General features: G+C 61.5%; 13 protein-coding genes and 1 pseudogene. 10 read left to right on the forward strand and 4 right to left on the reverse strand.

Annotation, left to right across the window (positions count from 1 at the left end):
• Nucleotides 1-20 precede the first annotated feature (20 nt).
• The 4 genes from OKW44_RS03070 (at nucleotide 21) to OKW44_RS03085 (ending at nucleotide 2151) form a co-directional block, all read left to right on the forward strand.
• Entirely contained in the window at nucleotides 21-806 is a 786-nt protein-coding gene (locus tag OKW44_RS03070) for an SDR family NAD(P)-dependent oxidoreductase (protein ID WP_018425546.1), read from the forward strand.
• Nucleotides 807-1088: 282 nt separating this feature from the next.
• A complete protein-coding gene (locus OKW44_RS03075) occupies nucleotides 1089-1286 on the forward strand; it encodes a hypothetical protein (RefSeq protein WP_018425545.1) in 198 nt (65 codons plus the stop codon).
• Entirely contained in the window at nucleotides 1283-1597 is a 315-nt protein-coding gene (locus OKW44_RS03080; protein WP_018425544.1) for a hypothetical protein, read from the forward strand. Before OKW44_RS03075 ends, OKW44_RS03080 begins: the two co-directional genes overlap by 4 nt.
• 11 nt (nucleotides 1598-1608) lie before the next feature.
• On the forward strand, nucleotides 1609-2151 hold the full coding sequence (locus OKW44_RS03085) for a nuclear transport factor 2 family protein (RefSeq protein ID WP_018425543.1): 543 nt from the start codon (nucleotides 1609-1611) through the stop codon (nucleotides 2149-2151).
• Between the two features lie 94 nt (nucleotides 2152-2245).
• On the opposite strand, the gene folE is transcribed toward OKW44_RS03085, so the two are convergent.
• Nucleotides 2246-2881: a GTP cyclohydrolase I FolE gene (gene folE, locus OKW44_RS03090; protein WP_018425542.1), complete on the reverse strand. Its 636-nt coding sequence runs from the start codon at nucleotides 2879-2881 to the stop codon at nucleotides 2246-2248.
• A 192-nt stretch (nucleotides 2882-3073) separates the two neighbouring features.
• On the opposite strand from folE, the gene OKW44_RS03095 reads away from it, so the two are divergent.
• The gene (locus OKW44_RS03095; protein WP_026226715.1) at nucleotides 3074-4051 is read left to right on the forward strand and encodes an NAD(P)H-dependent flavin oxidoreductase; all 978 of its coding nucleotides are present in this window, start codon (nucleotides 3074-3076) and stop codon (nucleotides 4049-4051) included.
• A gap of 86 nt (nucleotides 4052-4137) precedes the next feature.
• On the opposite strand, the gene OKW44_RS03100 is transcribed toward OKW44_RS03095, so the two are convergent.
• Together OKW44_RS03100 and bktB are read right to left on the reverse strand one after the other, a co-directional pair.
• The gene (locus OKW44_RS03100) at nucleotides 4138-5793 is read right to left on the reverse strand and encodes an MBL fold metallo-hydrolase (RefSeq protein WP_026226714.1); all 1656 of its coding nucleotides are present in this window, start codon (nucleotides 5791-5793) and stop codon (nucleotides 4138-4140) included.
• 44 nt (nucleotides 5794-5837) lie between these two features.
• Complete coding sequence (gene bktB, locus OKW44_RS03105) at nucleotides 5838-7019, reverse strand: beta-ketothiolase BktB (protein ID WP_018425539.1); 1182 nt, start codon at nucleotides 7017-7019, stop codon at nucleotides 5838-5840.
• A 354-nt stretch (nucleotides 7020-7373) separates the two neighbouring features.
• On the opposite strand from bktB, the gene OKW44_RS03110 reads away from it, so the two are divergent.
• From OKW44_RS03110 to OKW44_RS03130, 5 genes and pseudogenes are all read left to right on the forward strand, one after another.
• A complete protein-coding gene (locus tag OKW44_RS03110) occupies nucleotides 7374-9308 on the forward strand; it encodes an AMP-binding protein (RefSeq protein WP_084754459.1) in 1935 nt (644 codons plus the stop codon).
• Nucleotides 9309-9311: 3 nt separating this feature from the next.
• Entirely contained in the window at nucleotides 9312-10523 is a 1212-nt protein-coding gene (locus OKW44_RS03115; protein ID WP_018425537.1) for an acyl-CoA dehydrogenase family protein, read from the forward strand.
• Nucleotides 10524-10601: 78 nt separating this feature from the next.
• Nucleotides 10602-11762, forward strand: coding sequence for an acyl-CoA dehydrogenase family protein (locus tag OKW44_RS03120; protein ID WP_018425536.1), 1161 nt, complete (start codon nucleotides 10602-10604; stop codon nucleotides 11760-11762).
• Between the two features lie 19 nt (nucleotides 11763-11781).
• Entirely contained in the window at nucleotides 11782-12519 is a 738-nt protein-coding gene (locus OKW44_RS03125) for an enoyl-CoA hydratase (protein WP_018425535.1), read from the forward strand.
• A gap of 119 nt (nucleotides 12520-12638) precedes the next feature.
• Nucleotides 12639-13550 (forward strand): annotated as a pseudogene (locus OKW44_RS03130) (NAD(P)H-dependent flavin oxidoreductase); the annotation flags it as partial.
• A 50-nt stretch (nucleotides 13551-13600) separates the two neighbouring features.
• Here the strand turns inward: OKW44_RS03130 and OKW44_RS03135 are convergent.
• Entirely contained in the window at nucleotides 13601-14536 is a 936-nt protein-coding gene (locus tag OKW44_RS03135) for a FadR/GntR family transcriptional regulator (protein ID WP_018425533.1), read from the reverse strand.
• Nucleotides 14537-14697: the final 161 nt, after the last annotated feature.

Consider the following 14697-nt stretch of genomic DNA (forward strand, 5'->3'; position numbering starts at 1 on the left):
GGCGAGCCAAAGGAGGAGCAATGAGCACGAATGTGGCGAGTCTTTTCAATCTCGATCAGAAAGTGGCGGTGGTAACAGGGGCAGGCTCAGGCATCGGCCGCGAGACGGCTTTGCTGCTGGCGTCGGCCGGCGCGGCGGTGGTCGCGGCGGACCTGAATGAGGAAGCGGCGCAGCAGACGGCCAGGCAAATCGAAAGTGCGTCTGGCAAGGCTATCGCGATCAAAGTGGACATCGGCGATGAATCGTCGATTCTTGCGATGTACGAAACGGTGCAGGCCAAACTTGGGCGCCTCGACATTCTCGTGAACAACGCGGGCATCTATCCGAAGACGCAATTCGTCGAGACGTCGGTAGAAAAGTGGGACAAGGTGCTCGGCATCAACTTGCGCGGCACCTTCCTCTGCATGCGCGAAGCGATCAAGCGAATGCAAGGTGCCAAAAACGGCGGTTCCATTATCAATATTTCGTCAGTGGCTTCGCTGCAGCCGGTGATTTTCGACAACGGTGACTACGGCGCGTCGAAGGCTGGCGTTAACAACCTCACCAAGGTGGCAGCGCTCGAATTCGCAGCAGACGGAATTCGCGTGAACGCAGTGCTGCCCGGCGGCGTGGCAACCGAGGGCGCGGCCGCATCGACGAAGGTTCATCAGGCTCACGGGCCGATCACCCAACCTGGTCGCATGCCGCTGGGCCGCATCGGCGTCGCCTCCGATATCGCCAGGGCAGTGTTGTTTTTCGCGTCGCCGGCATCGGACTACGTCACCGGTCAGCTTCTCGCTGTCGACGGCGGCTTCCAGGTCTCCTGATCACTCGTCTGCGTGTCATGTTCGGATCGCTAAGCTGCGTCGAGAACGCAGCTTAGCGCTGCAATTCCCTTTCCCCGATTGATTGCCGACCCGTTCGCACACACGTCCATGTGTGTGGCGGGCGCTCGCGCATGCGCGTCGGACTGTGCCTTGTCGGGTAGTGAAAACACCGACGCCATTAATTGAACGACTTGTTGCATAACCATATTCCATGGCCTAGGATGTCCATCAAGAGGCGCCATGCAAGCGCCCGAGAGGCATAAGCCTGATCGGAGACATGCGATGTACTTTCTCGACAGCGATTTACGCGGTCCTCTTGCCGACTATACGTACGACTATCGTCGCCAGCGCGCTGAAAAGGGTGCTGCGTCGTCGGACGAATCGGCTCGCGCAAAACAATCGAATTGGGTGGCGCGCGTGTTGGGCGCGGTGGCGCCTCGTGCTCTGGGCAAGCTGCGGACGGAGGGCCGGGCGCGATGAAAACGCTGACTCGCGAGAGCGCTCGGGAAGCGCGTAGAGTATGGCTCCCACTCATTCTCCTGTCGATTTCGGCGGCGGCGGTCTGGCTGCTGCAACGCGATGTGCGCATGGAAGAGCTAGGCCGGTCCGCACTCTTCGACGTCGTGATGATGTTTGCCGTGCTCGGGGCGACGGCATTGGCGGGCATCATCGGATGTGCGATTGCGAGCCGTGCGCGAGCGCAGGAAGCCGACTTGTCGACAGGCGAGGGTTATTGCTTCATTGGCGCCGTGATCGGTGCGGTCGTCTTTTTTGTCGCCATGACTATCTAACGGTAGAAGCCATGAATGAAGAACTGAGCGCGCGCGTCGAAGCACTGTTGGATAAGCAGGACATACTCGAATGCGTACACCGCTATTGCCGCGGGGTCGATCGCATAGACCGGAAGTTGACGCTGTCGGCGTACCATCCGGACGCAATCGACGACCACGGCGCATTCGTCGGGAACGCAGAGGAATTCGTCGACTGGGCCTTTGCGTACCATACCGAGCATCAGTTGTCGCACCACCATATGGTGTTCAATCACAGCGTCGAATTGCAGGGCGACGAGGCGCACGGAGAGACGTACTGGCTTTTCTTCGGAGAAAATCGCGTCAAGCCAGACACGCTAGCGGTGGGGCGCTATATCGACCGCTTCGAAAAGCGTGATGGCGTATGGGCGATTGCCGCCCGTGTCTGCATCTCCGAAGCGATCAACGAACTGAGCCCTGCGGAAGTGCCCTCTGCGTGGCGCGAAATCCTGATGGGCAATGGCGTCAGTGCACGAAATCGTGAAGACGTCTCTTACGAACGGCCTTTAAAGACACGCCAACCCAGCGAGGTTTAAGGCCAGACGCAAGCCTGCAACGACGCTTGCCACTACGGACACCAGCATCGATATGCCATGAAAGCCAACGTCGGCAGGAAGCCGACGTTGGCTTTCAGCTATTGGGTAATGGTGCAATCGTGCTGTGACCGACAATCGACAGAAACTCGCGGCGGGTGGAAGGATCGTCACGGAATGCGCCCAGCATTCGACTCGTCACCAGCGATGCGCCGGGCTTGTGCACGCCTCGCGTACTCATGCACTGATGCGCGGCTTCGAGAATGACAGCGACTCCCTTCGGCTGCAGCACGGTGTTCAGCGCATCGGCGATCTGAACGGTCATCTTCTCCTGAATCTGTAGGCGCTTGGCATAGACATCGACGAGGCGCGCGAGTTTGGAGATGCCGACCACGCGATGCTCGGGCAAATAGGCAACGTGCGCACGTCCGATGATGGGCACCATATGGTGTTCGCAGTAGCTCTCGAAACGGATGTCCTTTAGCACCACCATCTCGTCGTAGCCATCCACTTCGGAAAACGTGGTGGCGAGAATCTGCATTGGATCGGAGTCATAGCCCGAGAAGAACTCGCGGTATGCGCGCGCCACCCGTGCAGGCGTTTGAATGAGACCTTCCCTTTCGGGATCGTCACCGGCCCATCGGATCAGCGTGCGCACGGCTTGTTCCGCCTCGTCCCGCGTGGGGCGAATCGACACTTCCTCAGCGCCAATCTGATTGTCTCGCTTGTTCATCAACTCTCCTGATCATTCATGCCTCGTGCAATCGCATCGGCGTCCGCGAGTGCGGCACACGAGTGTCGGTGATGTGGAGGAAGTGTATATAATTGCACAGTGTTCGTAAATACAAACGACCGGTTCGCCTCACACGCGACGTTCGAACACTGCGGGTCGAAAAATCAGGTTGCACTTACCAGGGATCAGCACATGAAAACGCGCATTACAGAGCTGCTTGGGATTCGATACCCTATTGTTCAAGGGGGCATGATGTGGGTGGGTCGCGCTGAACTTGCCGCTGCCGTCTCGAACGCCGGTGCGCTCGGCACCATCACCGCTCTGACGCAGCCCACGCCCGAGGCGCTGCGCAACGAGATCGTTCGGGTTCGCTCACTGACGGATCAGCCGTTCGCCGTCAATCTGACCATTCTGCCGACGATCAAGCCAGTGCCGTACGACGAGTACGTGCAAGCGGTCGTGGAGAACGGTGTGAAGATCGTCGAGACGGCGGGGCGCAATCCCGAGCCATATATGCCCGCATTCAAGGCTGCGGGGATCAAGGTCATCCACAAGTGCACGTCGGTGCGTCACGCGCTGAAAGCGGAGGCGTTGGGCTGCGACGCCGTGAGCGTGGACGGATTCGAGTGCGCCGGACATCCGGGCGAGGACGACGTGCCCAATCTGATCCTGTTGCCGGCCGCGGCCGCGAAACTGCATATTCCGATGCTTGCGTCAGGCGGCATTGCCGATGCGCGCGGCATGGTCGCCGCGCTCGCGCTCGGCGCGGATGGGATCAATATGGGTACGCGCTTCATGGCAACGCGGGAGGCGCCGATTCACGAGAACGTCAAGCGCAGGCTCGTAGAGAATGACGAGCGCAATACGGCGTTGATCTTCCGCACGCTGAAGAACACGTCGCGTATCTTCAGGAATTCGGTAGCGGAGCAGGTGTTGGAACTCGAGCAAAAAGAGGGTGTGACGTTTGCGGATCTCAAGCCGCTGGTGAGCGGTGAGCGCGGTAAGCGAGTGTACGAGACGGGTGACACCGAAGACGGAACGTTTCCGGCTGGCCTCGCAATCGGGCTTATCGAGGATATTCCCACCTGCGCGGAACTCGTGAGTCGGATGGTCGGCGAGGCGCGCGCACTCATTCATGGCCGACTGGCCGCGCTTGTAGAAGAGAGCTGAGTCCGCAAAAAGACGCCGTCGAACCAGGCTGACCGTGTCCCCGGTTTTAGCGGGCGTGGCAGCCGATGCATGCATGACGATCGCAATCAGGCCTGCGAAGTCGGACGACCTTGTTCGTCGAGTCGTTCGAGATGCGCCAGCAGCGACCGGGATGCCGCTGGCCAGAGCCTTTCGGGAACATCGGTATAAGCAAGACGCAGCCAGTCGTCGATCGAACCGGTCGGCAGTGCCTTTACCGCGCCGGCGATCTTTGCTTCCCGGGCGAGACGGTGTGCCTTGAGGCGGGCGATCTGGTCATGCGGTCGGTCCAGCACGTACCCATGTGCGGGCAGAATAAAGTCGATCTCACGTTCGGTGCAAATCGCGTTCAACCGGTCGAGTGACGTAAGGTACGCCGTCATGTTGCCGTGGGGAGGATCGATGATGGTCGTGCTGCCATTCGGAATGTGATCGCCGCTGAATAGCAGTCCGTCTTCCAGAAGGACCAGGCACACGTGGTTGCTTGCGTGCCCCGGTGTCGAGACGACGAGCAATCGATGCGTCTCGCCGTCATGCGCGAGTGTCAGCAAATCGCCATCGAGCAATTCGCGGTCCGGAACGAAGTGATGGCTTGCCCTGTCGGCAGGTCCGGCCGACCGACCGAGGACGGGTGGCTTGTGCGGACACATGGACTGCAGTGGCCTCGCCCCGGGTGCGTGGTCCACGTGGGAGTGCGTGCAGACGATCATTCGAATATCGCCGCCCGTAGCCGCGAAGATGCGTTGAAGATGCGCCCGGTCGTCCGGCCCCGGATCGATCACGATGAAGCCGGTCGCCACCGTGCCGACGATGTAGCTATTCGTGCCTGGGCCCGTCATCAAGCCGCTGTTGCTGGCGGTCAACCGCATCACGTTTCTCAGAAGCGGGGCGGTTTGCGTCGATCGCCAATCCAGAGAGTGGAGCACCTGACCGTCGGGGCACACGAGACGCAGTTCCCCGTATGAGGGGTCGCCTTCCATGCAGCGCACGACACTGCCTGAGCTCAACCCACCGCGCGGACAACTGCTCCACAGCGACCTTTCAGAACTGCACGCCGTAAGCAGTGCATCAACCGAGTTGAACGGGCGAAGGCGTTCGAGCGTTCGCACGGTCGGGAAGATCATCGTGAAGTCGCCCGAGGCATGACGCGCCAGTGCCTCGTCGGGACGGAGCCACACGGGTTCGAACTGCTCGGCGCCGTCCGCGACAGCGGTTTGACCGACGGGCATGCGCGCCACGAAAAACTGCACGTCAAAGCGCCGCGGCAGATCACGATCGGTGACCCAATGCGCAAACGGATAGACCACATCCGCGGCGAGTGTGAGACCGTGCTGCGAGCAATGGTCTTCGATCGCTGTTGCCCGGTCTAGCTTCGCAATATCGTGGTCGTCGACGAAACCGCCGTCGTGTCGCCATGCCAGCAGCACACCGAGCTCTTCGAATGTTTCCCGAATGGCGGCCACGGCCTGAACCGCTTGAGTATCGTCTTGCGTGGGGCGCCGTCGTACGCCGCCGGCGATTCGTCCATCGGACGGGTCGATTGCGCCACCAGGAAAGACAAACGCGCCCGGCGCGAAGCTCGCTTGCGCCGAACGTCGTGTCATCAGCACTTCAATGGCGCGCGAACGCTCGTATTGCGCGTCGCGTAGCAAGAGCATCGTCGCAGCGGGGCGTGGTGCCACCGGCTGCCGTTGCGGGTGGAGTCGTTGTTCGGGGCGTACCACGTTTGTCCCTCTGGTTGAATGGATAACGCTGTGCGAACGAAGCCCTAAATGCGCTCGAAGATGGCCGCGATGCCTTGACCTCCGCCGATGCACATTGTCACGAGCGCATAGCGCCCACCGCGACGATGCAACTCGTGAATGGCCTTGACCGCAATCACGGCGCCGGTTGCGCCGATCGGATGGCCGAGCGAGATGCCCGATCCGTTCGGGTTGACCTTTGCGCTGTCGAGTTCCAGCTCCTTCGCCACGGCGCAAGCTTGAGCGGCAAACGCCTCGTTCGCTTCGATCACATCCAGATCTGCGACGGTCAACCCTGCGCGCTGTAGCGCCTTGCGTGTCGCGGGGACCGGGCCGATGCCCATGTATTGCGGATCGACGCCCGCGTGAGCCCAGCAAACGAGTCGCGCAAGCGGACGAAGGCCCCGTTGTTCGGCGGTGCGACGGGCCATCAGCAGGACTGCAGCCGCGCCGTCGTTGAGGCCCGACGCATTGCCGGCCGTGACCGTACCGTCTTTCTGGAAGGCTGGGCGCAATTTGGCGAGATCGGCGATGGTCGTGCCCGACCGCACATGCTCATCGGTGTCAAAAACGGTTTCGCCATTTTTCGTGCGCAGTGCTACGGGCACGATCTGCTCGCGGAAGTTGCCGTCATGAATAGCTTGCGCAGCGCGCCGGTGCGATTCTACGGCGAGCAGGTCCTGGTCGTCGCGCGAAATGCCGTACTTCTTTGCGACGTTCTCCGCGGTTACGCCCATATGGCAAGCGCTGAACGGATCGGTCAACGCGCCGACCATCATGTCGACCAGGCGGATGTCGCCCATGCGCGAACCCCAACGCGCGCCGCTCGCAACGTATGCCGCGCGCGACATGCTTTCTGCACCAGCGCCGATCGCAATTTCCGTGTCGCCGTGCGCGATAGCTTGCGCAGCGGAGATGATTGCCTGGAGGCCGGAGCCGCATAGCCTGTTGAGCGTCAGTGCCGGTGCTTCCGCGCTGACACCGCCTTCCATCGCGGCGACGCGCGCGAGATACATGTCGCGAGGCTCGGTATGGATCACGTTGCCGAACACCACTTGACCCACATCTTCACCCGGCAGATTCGAACGCTCGAGCAGCGCGCGAACGACGGTTGCGCCTAGCGTCGTGGGCGGAATGCTCGACAGCGCGCCACCGAAGTCTCCAATAGCGGTGCGAACGGCAGCGGTGACGACAACCTCTTCCGACATGATGGCTCCTTGGTTCCGGTAATCGGTTACGATCCGGTGTCATGTTTAACAATACGAATGACGTTCGGAAAGTAGCGCATTTCTTGTTTGCTGTCCACGTTGTTGTGCGATGCGCAAAGCTGCGATCGTGCCGAACATTGCGCACGTCGTTCGCGCCAGATTGCGTGTGTGCTATCAGGCCTTCCTCGTGGGTGACAACGGATAGACGTGGCTGGGATTTCGCGTTATTCTGGTTCAGCAAGATGATCGACGTTCAATTATTGGTTGAAACTGGCCCGCAACATTTCCAGGTATCGGAAGGCGATGCGAGCGCTCGCGGGACATGATTTGCCAGATAACAACAGGACGACTCAGATGGATGCAGGTACGGCTTCGCACGATGCCCTGATGGATGTGCCGTTTCGCCCGATTCGCGTCGGCAGCATGGATGCCATCGTCGAGCGAAGGCCAGATGGAAGCGTGGTGTATGAACTGAAGGAACCGCTCCAGGCGTATCCCGTCCGCTTGACGGAGCGGCTCGAACACTGGGCGAGCGTCACGCCCGAGCGCGCGTTGCTCGCGCGGCGGACGCCGGACGGCAAGTCATGGGAGTCTCTGACCTACCGCCAGGCGTTCGACGATGCGCGTGCGCTGGGGCAGGCGCTGCTCGATCGAGGATTGTCGCCGTCTCGTCCGTTGATGATTCTCTCCGATCGAAGCTTTGAACACGCGCTCTTCGCGCTCGCCGCATTGCACGTCGGGATTCCCTATATCCCGGTGACGCCCGCGTATTCGCTGTTATCGCGGGACTTTTCGAAGCTCAGGCAACTCGCGGCGGTATGCACGCCCGGCCTCGTCTTCGCGGAGGACGGCGCGCAGTATGGCCGCGCATTGCGTGAGGTGTTCGGCGACGTGGAATGTGTCGTCGTCGGTCCGTTGCCGGAGGGTCGTGGCGGTTCGCGCGTCGCGGAGTGGCTGAAGACGCCGGTTACAGCCGACGTCGACGAGGCGTTCAAGGCAGTCGGCCCGGATACGGTGGGCAAGATCATGTTTACTTCGGGAACGACCGGCGCACCGAAAGGCGTGATCTACCCGCAGCGCATGTTGTGCAGCAATCGACAGCAAGTCGCCCAGGTGTTCGCGTTTCTTCAGGACGGACCATCGGATCTCGTCGATTGGCTGCCTTGGCATCACACCTTTGGCGGCACGCATAACTTCGGCATGGTGCTGTACGGCGGGGGGACTTACTACCTGGACCCAGGCAAGCCAACGCCGGAGGAAATTGGCCCGACGGTGCAGGCATTGCGTGAAATCGCGCCGGCGGTCTACCTCAATACGCCGCAAGGGTTGGCCTCGCTCATTCCGCATCTGCAGGCGGACAAGGCTCTGCGCGAGAAATTCTTCAGCAAACTCGCGCTCATCTACTACGGCGGCGCAAGTCTGCCGAAATACATCTGGGCTCAACTCGACGAACTCGCGGTGCGTACCATCGGCCAGCGTGTGCTCATCATGTCGGGCATCGGCAGCACGGAAGCGGGCCCAACGCCGCTATCTGCGGCCTGGGATCCGCGACGGGAAGCGATTGCGGGGTTGCCCGTGCCCGGCGTCAAAGTGAAGGTGGCGCCGGTCGGCGCGAAGCTGGAAATCCGTTTCCTCGGCGACTGTGTGACGCCCGGCTACTGGAAAGATCCCGAGCGCACCGCCGCCGCGTTCGACGAGGAAGGCTATTTCCGCTCCGGTGACGCAGCAACGTTCATCGACCCGCAGCGCCTCGAACTTGGACTGCGCTTCGACGGACGGATCGCGGAAAATTTCAAGCTGTCCTCGGGCACTTGGGTCAACGTCGCCGAGTTGCGACTGTACGCGCTGAACGTGTTGGGCCCGTATGCGCGGGATATCGTGATTGCGGGGCACGACCGCGACTACCTGAGCGCGCTCGTGTTCCCTGACATCGAAGCGTGCCGTGCGCTTTGCGACGACCTTCTCGATCCGATGCCGGACGCCGACCAGATCATCAACAGTCGCGGCGTGCGCGCGTTCTTCCAGACCGGACTCGACCAGCTCGCCGCGCGTCCTGGAGGCAGCTCTACGCGCATTGCGCGCATCGTGCTCGAAAGCGAGCAGCCGACGCTCGATAACGGCGAATTGAGTGCAAAGAGCGCAATCAGCCAACGCAATGTGCTCGAGCGACGGCGCGGTGTCGTGGACGAGCTTTATTGCGTGCCGCCCACGCCGCGCACATTGGTCGGCAACGCTGGCGCAGCAGCGGGCGCAGATCGAGTTCAACGTACTGAAAACGCTGGAAGCTAAACAATGGATTTTCGCGTAGATCCCGCGGACATCGCGTTCCGCAAAGAAGTTCGTGCGTTCCTCAACGAGCATTTGCCGGCCGAGCTGGCCTTTCGCGGGCAGCAGGGCTTTCTGGCAGGTGACGACGATTCACAGCGCTGGACTTGCATCTTGCACGAAACGCGCGGCTGGTCAGTGCCGCATTGGCCGGTTGCTGACGGCGGCACAGGGTGGACCGCGATGCAGCGTTACATCTTCGAGGAAGAGTGCTATCTGGCCGGCGCACCGATACAGAATCAGGCGGGCGTGTCGCTCGTCGGACCCGTGATTTGCGAGTTTGGCAACGAAGAGCAGAAGCGGCGCTTTCTTCCTCCTATCCAGCGTGGTGAAGTGTTCTGGGTACAGGGTTTTTCAGAGCCGGGCTCGGGTTCCGATCTTGCATCGCTACGAACGACGGCGGTTCTCGATGGAGACCACTACATCGTCAATGGACAGAAGATCTGGACCAGCTTCGGCGCCTATGGTCAATGGAATTTCGTGCTGGTCCGCACGGATAGCGATGCGAAGCCACAAAAGGGCATTTCCTTCCTGCTGCTCGACATGTCGTCGCCGGGCGTTACCGTACGGCCGATCGCGTCGCTCGACGGCTGCCATCACCTGGCGGAAGTCTTCTACGACAACGTGCGTGTGCCCGCTGAAAACCTTATCGGCGAGGTCAACAAGGGGTGGGGATACACCAAGTTTCTGCTCTTTAACGAGCGGGCGTTTCTTGGCGCCGAAGCGCCTGCACTCAAGCGCTATCTGCGCAAGATCCGGCACTACGCCTCGCGCGAACGGATGGCCGGCAAGCCATTGATGCAGGATCCGACGTTTGCGGCACGTTTCGCGCAGCACGAATTGGAGGTTCGCGCTATCGACATGGCGGTGCAGAAAATCCTGCATCAAGGGATAGACGAGCGCAGTGGCGGTATGGCGATCGGCTCCATGCTCAAAGTGCGCGGATCCGAACTCCATCAGAAGCTCACGGAGATGCTGCTGGAGGTGATCGGCGATTATGGCGCCGTGTTCTATCCCGATCCGAATGAAGAGCGAGAACTGCGCGAGGCCCAGTTCATCGGACCTGAATACGCGCCAGGCCTGGCGGCAGAGGTCTTCTATCGGCGGGCTTGCTCGATCTATGGCGGGACGGCCGAAATTCAGCGAAACATCATCGCCAAAGCACTGTTCGATCTTTGACGCCGTATCGAGTCACGAACGGTATTCGATCCCCGAGACGTGGGATCGCATCAATTGGCGGCATAAAGAGGGTGCAGCATGGACTTTGAGTTGAGCGACGAACAGCGGATGTTGCAGGAAAGCGCGCAACGCTTCTTGCAAAAGAGTTATACGTTCGAACATCGTCGCAATCTTGCTTCGCAAGGAGGCGGATTTTCGCGCGAGACGTGGCGTACGTTCGGCGAAATGGGATGGCTCGGTGTCGCGGTGCCGGATGAATTGGGCGGGCTCGGTTTTTCGCCAGTCGAAAGCGCCATCGTGGCCGAGCAGATCGGGCGCGCGCTGGTGCTGGAACCATACGTCATGTGTGGTGTGTTCCCTGCGTCGCTTGTCACGCGCTGCGGGCGAGACGGGCAGCGCGAGGCGATACTTGGCGAGATCGTTTCGGGCGAGACTGTCTATGCAGTCGCGCAAAGTGAACGTGAAGCGCGGGGTCAGGTGCATTACGTGACGGCCACCGCGAAGAAGACAGAGGACGGGTCCTGGCGGCTGGACGGCTATAAGACGCTCGTGGTTGGAGCGCCCGTCGCAGAGCGTCTGCTCGTCGTCGCTCGCGCGGCGGGTGCAGCCGATGCTACGGACGGCATCGGGGTTTTCGTCGTCGATCCGAAGCAGGCAGGCGTGACGCTGAAGACTTGCGCGTTGCTCGACGGCACGCCATCTGCCGACTTGCTGCTCGATGGTGTGATCGTCGCGGAATCGAATGTTCTGGGTGAGGCTGGGCGAGCGTTCGAAGGACTGCAGGCCGCCGTTGACGAAGCGGTCGTTGCGATCTGTGCCGAACTGGTGGGCGATATGGAAGACGCTATCGAGCTCGCGTCGGAATACCTTAAAACGCGCAAACAGTTCGGCGTGACGATTGGCAGCTTCCAGGCGCTGCAACACCGGATGGCCGACATGGCGATCGAAGCGATGCAGGCGCGCGCAACACTGCACCGTGCGTTGCTCTCTATCAGCGAGGACAGGGAGAACCGGAGCGTCGAAATCTCGGGCTGCAAGGCACAGACCACGCGTAGCGCGAAGTTCGTCACGCAACAGGGCATCCAGTTGCACGGTGGTTACGGCATCACGGATGAATACAAGGTGGGCCATCACTATCGCCGTCATCTGGTGCTCGACGCATTGTTCGGCAACGCGGACTACCACCTGAATCGCTACGCCCGCCAGATTCAGCACGAGGCATTGGCCGCGGCGGCGTGAACCCTTTCGAGGCATTGCCATGAACGCGAAAGCAACCGATCTGCTCGGCGTGCAGAGTGACGAAACGGTTCTCACGTTGACACTGAACCGGCCCGCGGCCCGCAACGCGCTGAACCTCGCATTGACCGAAGCGCTGGTCGACGCATTGCATCGTTTCGAAGCGGACCAAAGCCTGCGCGTCCTCATCGCGACGGGCGCCGATCCGGCCTTTTGTGCTGGGCTCGACCTGAATGATTTTTCCGCGCCCGATGCGCCGCGCACGCGGGTCGCGGACATGATCGATATGTGGCCGCGCATCACCAAGCCGGTAATCGCGGCGGTCAACGGCGCTGCCGTTACAGGCGGGCTGGAACTTGCAATGGGGTGCGATTTCATCATCGCGTCCGAGCGCGCGCGCTTTGCCGACACGCACACGAAAATCGGTGCGCTCGCGGGGGGCGGCATGACCGCGAGGTTGCCGTATATTGTGGGTCCGCGGTGGGCGAAGCAGTTCAGCTTGACGAGCGATCCGATTGACGCGGCCACGGCGTTGCGCATCGGCCTCGTGAACGAGGTGGTCAGCCACGATCAACTGATGGAGCGGGCAGCGTCACTAGCGAAGACGATTGCGAGCCGCCGCCCCGATCTCGTCGCGACGGTCAAGCGGGTGATCGATCAGGGTGCGCTAGCTTCGCTGGAAGAGGCGTTGCGGATCGAGAAGGCGGCATTGGCGAAAAGAAAGCAAGGCGGCGGCATGGCGTGGCAGGTGGGGAAATAATCGATTGCCTGAGCGAAGCGCGCGACGCGAGGGCCGTGACTCTGGCTCAATCGACAATTTCGCCCTGAGGGGACTCGCATGGCAAATCTCTACGATTACTTTGCGGCGGTCTTGGGCCGCGCGTGTCCGACGCACGGTATGTCGCGGCCATCGTTAACGCAGGCGGCATGGGCTTTATCGTCGGCGCGGGCTTTCCTGATTCCGACGAATTCCGCAACGAGTTGCGCACCTGTCGTGAACTGACCGGTGCAAAGAATTTCGGCGTCAATCTCTACATATCGCGGCAAGCGGGCGGAGTGGAGCGCGTCGAGCAACAGATCCGCATTCTGATCGAAGAGAACGTCGCCTGCGTGGAGACCGCCGGTGCGAGCCCCGAAGCGGTCGTGCCGTTGCTCAAGGAGGCGGGCATCAAGGTTTTGCACAAGGTGCCCGCTGTGCGCTATGCACATACGGCGGTGCGGATGGGCGTCGACGGTGTGATCGTCGTCGGCAATGAGTGCGGCGGCCATCCGGGCATCTACCAGATCGGTAGCATCGTGCAGGCCGCGCAGGCGCCGCGCGAAATCGGCTTACCGGTTGTGATTGGCGGCGGCATCGGCACCGGGCGGCAGCTTGCGGGCGTGCTGGCGATGGGCGCCGACGCGGTCATCATGGGTACGCGCATGATGGTCGCCGAGGAGCCGTGGATTCATCCTGAAGTCAAGGCGAAGGTGGTGGCGGGCGACGGCAGCGAAAGCGTCGTGGTCAAGTCTGCGATTCGCGATCATCACCGTGTGCTGCGCAACGAGAGCGCCGAGGCGGTCATGGAACTGGATCGCGCGCAGGTGAGCGAGTTCGAGCGGTTCCGCCCTCACGTGATGGGCGCACTCGCGCACCAGGCTTACGTGACCGGCGACACGCGCAAGGGCATGATCGACTATGGTCATGCCGCGGTGTTTGCCGACGCGGTCAGGAAGGTCGAGGCAATTTTCGACGAGATGATCGACGACGCGGTGGCGGCGTCGAACCGGCTGAGCACGCTGACGCCGTAGACGGCTAGCACGGCCACGGTTGAGGCGGACAGGCAAGCGCAGCGCTGCCGCTACTCCAGCCACGTCCTGATCCCCGCGATGTAGTCGGCCATTTGCCTGCGAGCCTGCTCTTTATCGCGGGCAATGATCGCGCGCGCGATCTCGCGATGGTATTCCTTGATCCTCGCCACGACGCGGTCGCGGTCCGTTCGGCTGCGCCGATGAAACGTGGAATGCGCATCGGCAAGTTGCAGGACGATGCCGTCGAAGAGACGCAGTGCGGGATCGCCGCAAAGTTCAGCGAGCAGGAAATGAAATCGCAGCAACTCATCGGCGCCGGCACGGCCGTCGAGTTGCGCCTCGGCCTGAACCTGGTCGTGCACGCGTCGCTCACCTTCATGGTCGAGCCGTTCGATGACGAGATCCATGGCGGCCAGTTCGAGCGTGCGGCGCGTCGCGAGAATATCGCGCGGCGCGATGCCCGCATACTCCAGATAGACGCTGACTGCCTGCATCGTCGCGCTCAGGTCCGGCTGGGCGACGATCACGCCGCCTCCGGTGCCGCGCTGCACCCTCACGATCGAGTGGTGCTCGAGCAAGCGGATCGCTCCGCGCAACGCAGCGCGACTTACTCCATGGACCTTCATCAATTCCTGCTCGGAGCCGAGCGGTAGTCCTGCCGGCCATCCCAGATCGATGATGTGCTTCAGCAGCGCCATGAAGAGCGTCTGCGCGCGCGTGATCGGTGCGCCTATCGCATTGCGCTTGCGGCGCGACTCGGCAGGTGGGGGCAGCGCAGGCGTCATCGCGGCCAGCATCGAGAGCCACTGCTGGCGCGGGGCTTGGCCAGGATGCATGTTGTCGCGCAGCTTTTCGCGGCGTTGCGCGGCGAACTGGCTGAAGAGGGCGACGTCGGCTGCCGGGACGACCAGTGTCAGGCTCACCATGCCTTCGGCCTTCTTGCGGGTGCGATAAGCGGCGACGCGTTCGGCAGACGACTTTGGCATGTCCGGGTTCAGTATTAGATGCGAACGTCGTTCAATATATCGCACATGATCGTTACGTGTAACGAAGCTTTCGTGCGAGAAGGCAGCGCGCGTTTCCGGACCCGAGAGAAAGCCGGTAAATCAATACGTTAGCTTCTGTGCCCCTGTGCTGATCGCGCGCG

The sequence above is a fragment of the Paraburkholderia lebeckiae genome, from assembly GCF_050436325.1.
GTDB lineage: Bacteria > Pseudomonadota > Gammaproteobacteria > Burkholderiales > Burkholderiaceae > Paraburkholderia > Paraburkholderia tuberum.

Excerpts from the sequence above, each read along its gene's own strand:
- OKW44_RS03070 (WP_018425546.1), top strand. The coding sequence starts at position 21 with ATGAGCACGAATGTGGCGAGTCTTTTCAATCTCGATCAGAAAGTGGCG.
- OKW44_RS03075 (WP_018425545.1), top strand. The coding sequence starts at position 1,089 with ATGTACTTTCTCGACAGCGATTTACGCGGTCCTCTTGCCGACTATACG.
- OKW44_RS03080 (WP_018425544.1), top strand. The coding sequence starts at position 1,283 with ATGAAAACGCTGACTCGCGAGAGCGCTCGGGAAGCGCGTAGAGTATGG.
- OKW44_RS03085 (WP_018425543.1), top strand. The coding sequence starts at position 1,609 with ATGAATGAAGAACTGAGCGCGCGCGTCGAAGCACTGTTGGATAAGCAG.
- folE (WP_018425542.1), bottom strand. The coding sequence starts at position 2,881 with ATGAACAAGCGAGACAATCAGATTGGCGCTGAGGAAGTGTCGATTCGC.
- OKW44_RS03095 (WP_026226715.1), top strand. The coding sequence starts at position 3,074 with ATGAAAACGCGCATTACAGAGCTGCTTGGGATTCGATACCCTATTGTT.
- bktB (WP_018425539.1), bottom strand. The coding sequence starts at position 7,019 with ATGTCGGAAGAGGTTGTCGTCACCGCTGCCGTTCGCACCGCTATTGGA.
- OKW44_RS03110 (WP_084754459.1), top strand. The coding sequence starts at position 7,374 with ATGGATGCAGGTACGGCTTCGCACGATGCCCTGATGGATGTGCCGTTT.
- OKW44_RS03115 (WP_018425537.1), top strand. The coding sequence starts at position 9,312 with ATGGATTTTCGCGTAGATCCCGCGGACATCGCGTTCCGCAAAGAAGTT.
- OKW44_RS03120 (WP_018425536.1), top strand. The coding sequence starts at position 10,602 with ATGGACTTTGAGTTGAGCGACGAACAGCGGATGTTGCAGGAAAGCGCG.
- OKW44_RS03125 (WP_018425535.1), top strand. The coding sequence starts at position 11,782 with ATGAACGCGAAAGCAACCGATCTGCTCGGCGTGCAGAGTGACGAAACG.
- OKW44_RS03135 (WP_018425533.1), bottom strand. The coding sequence starts at position 14,536 with ATGCCAAAGTCGTCTGCCGAACGCGTCGCCGCTTATCGCACCCGCAAG.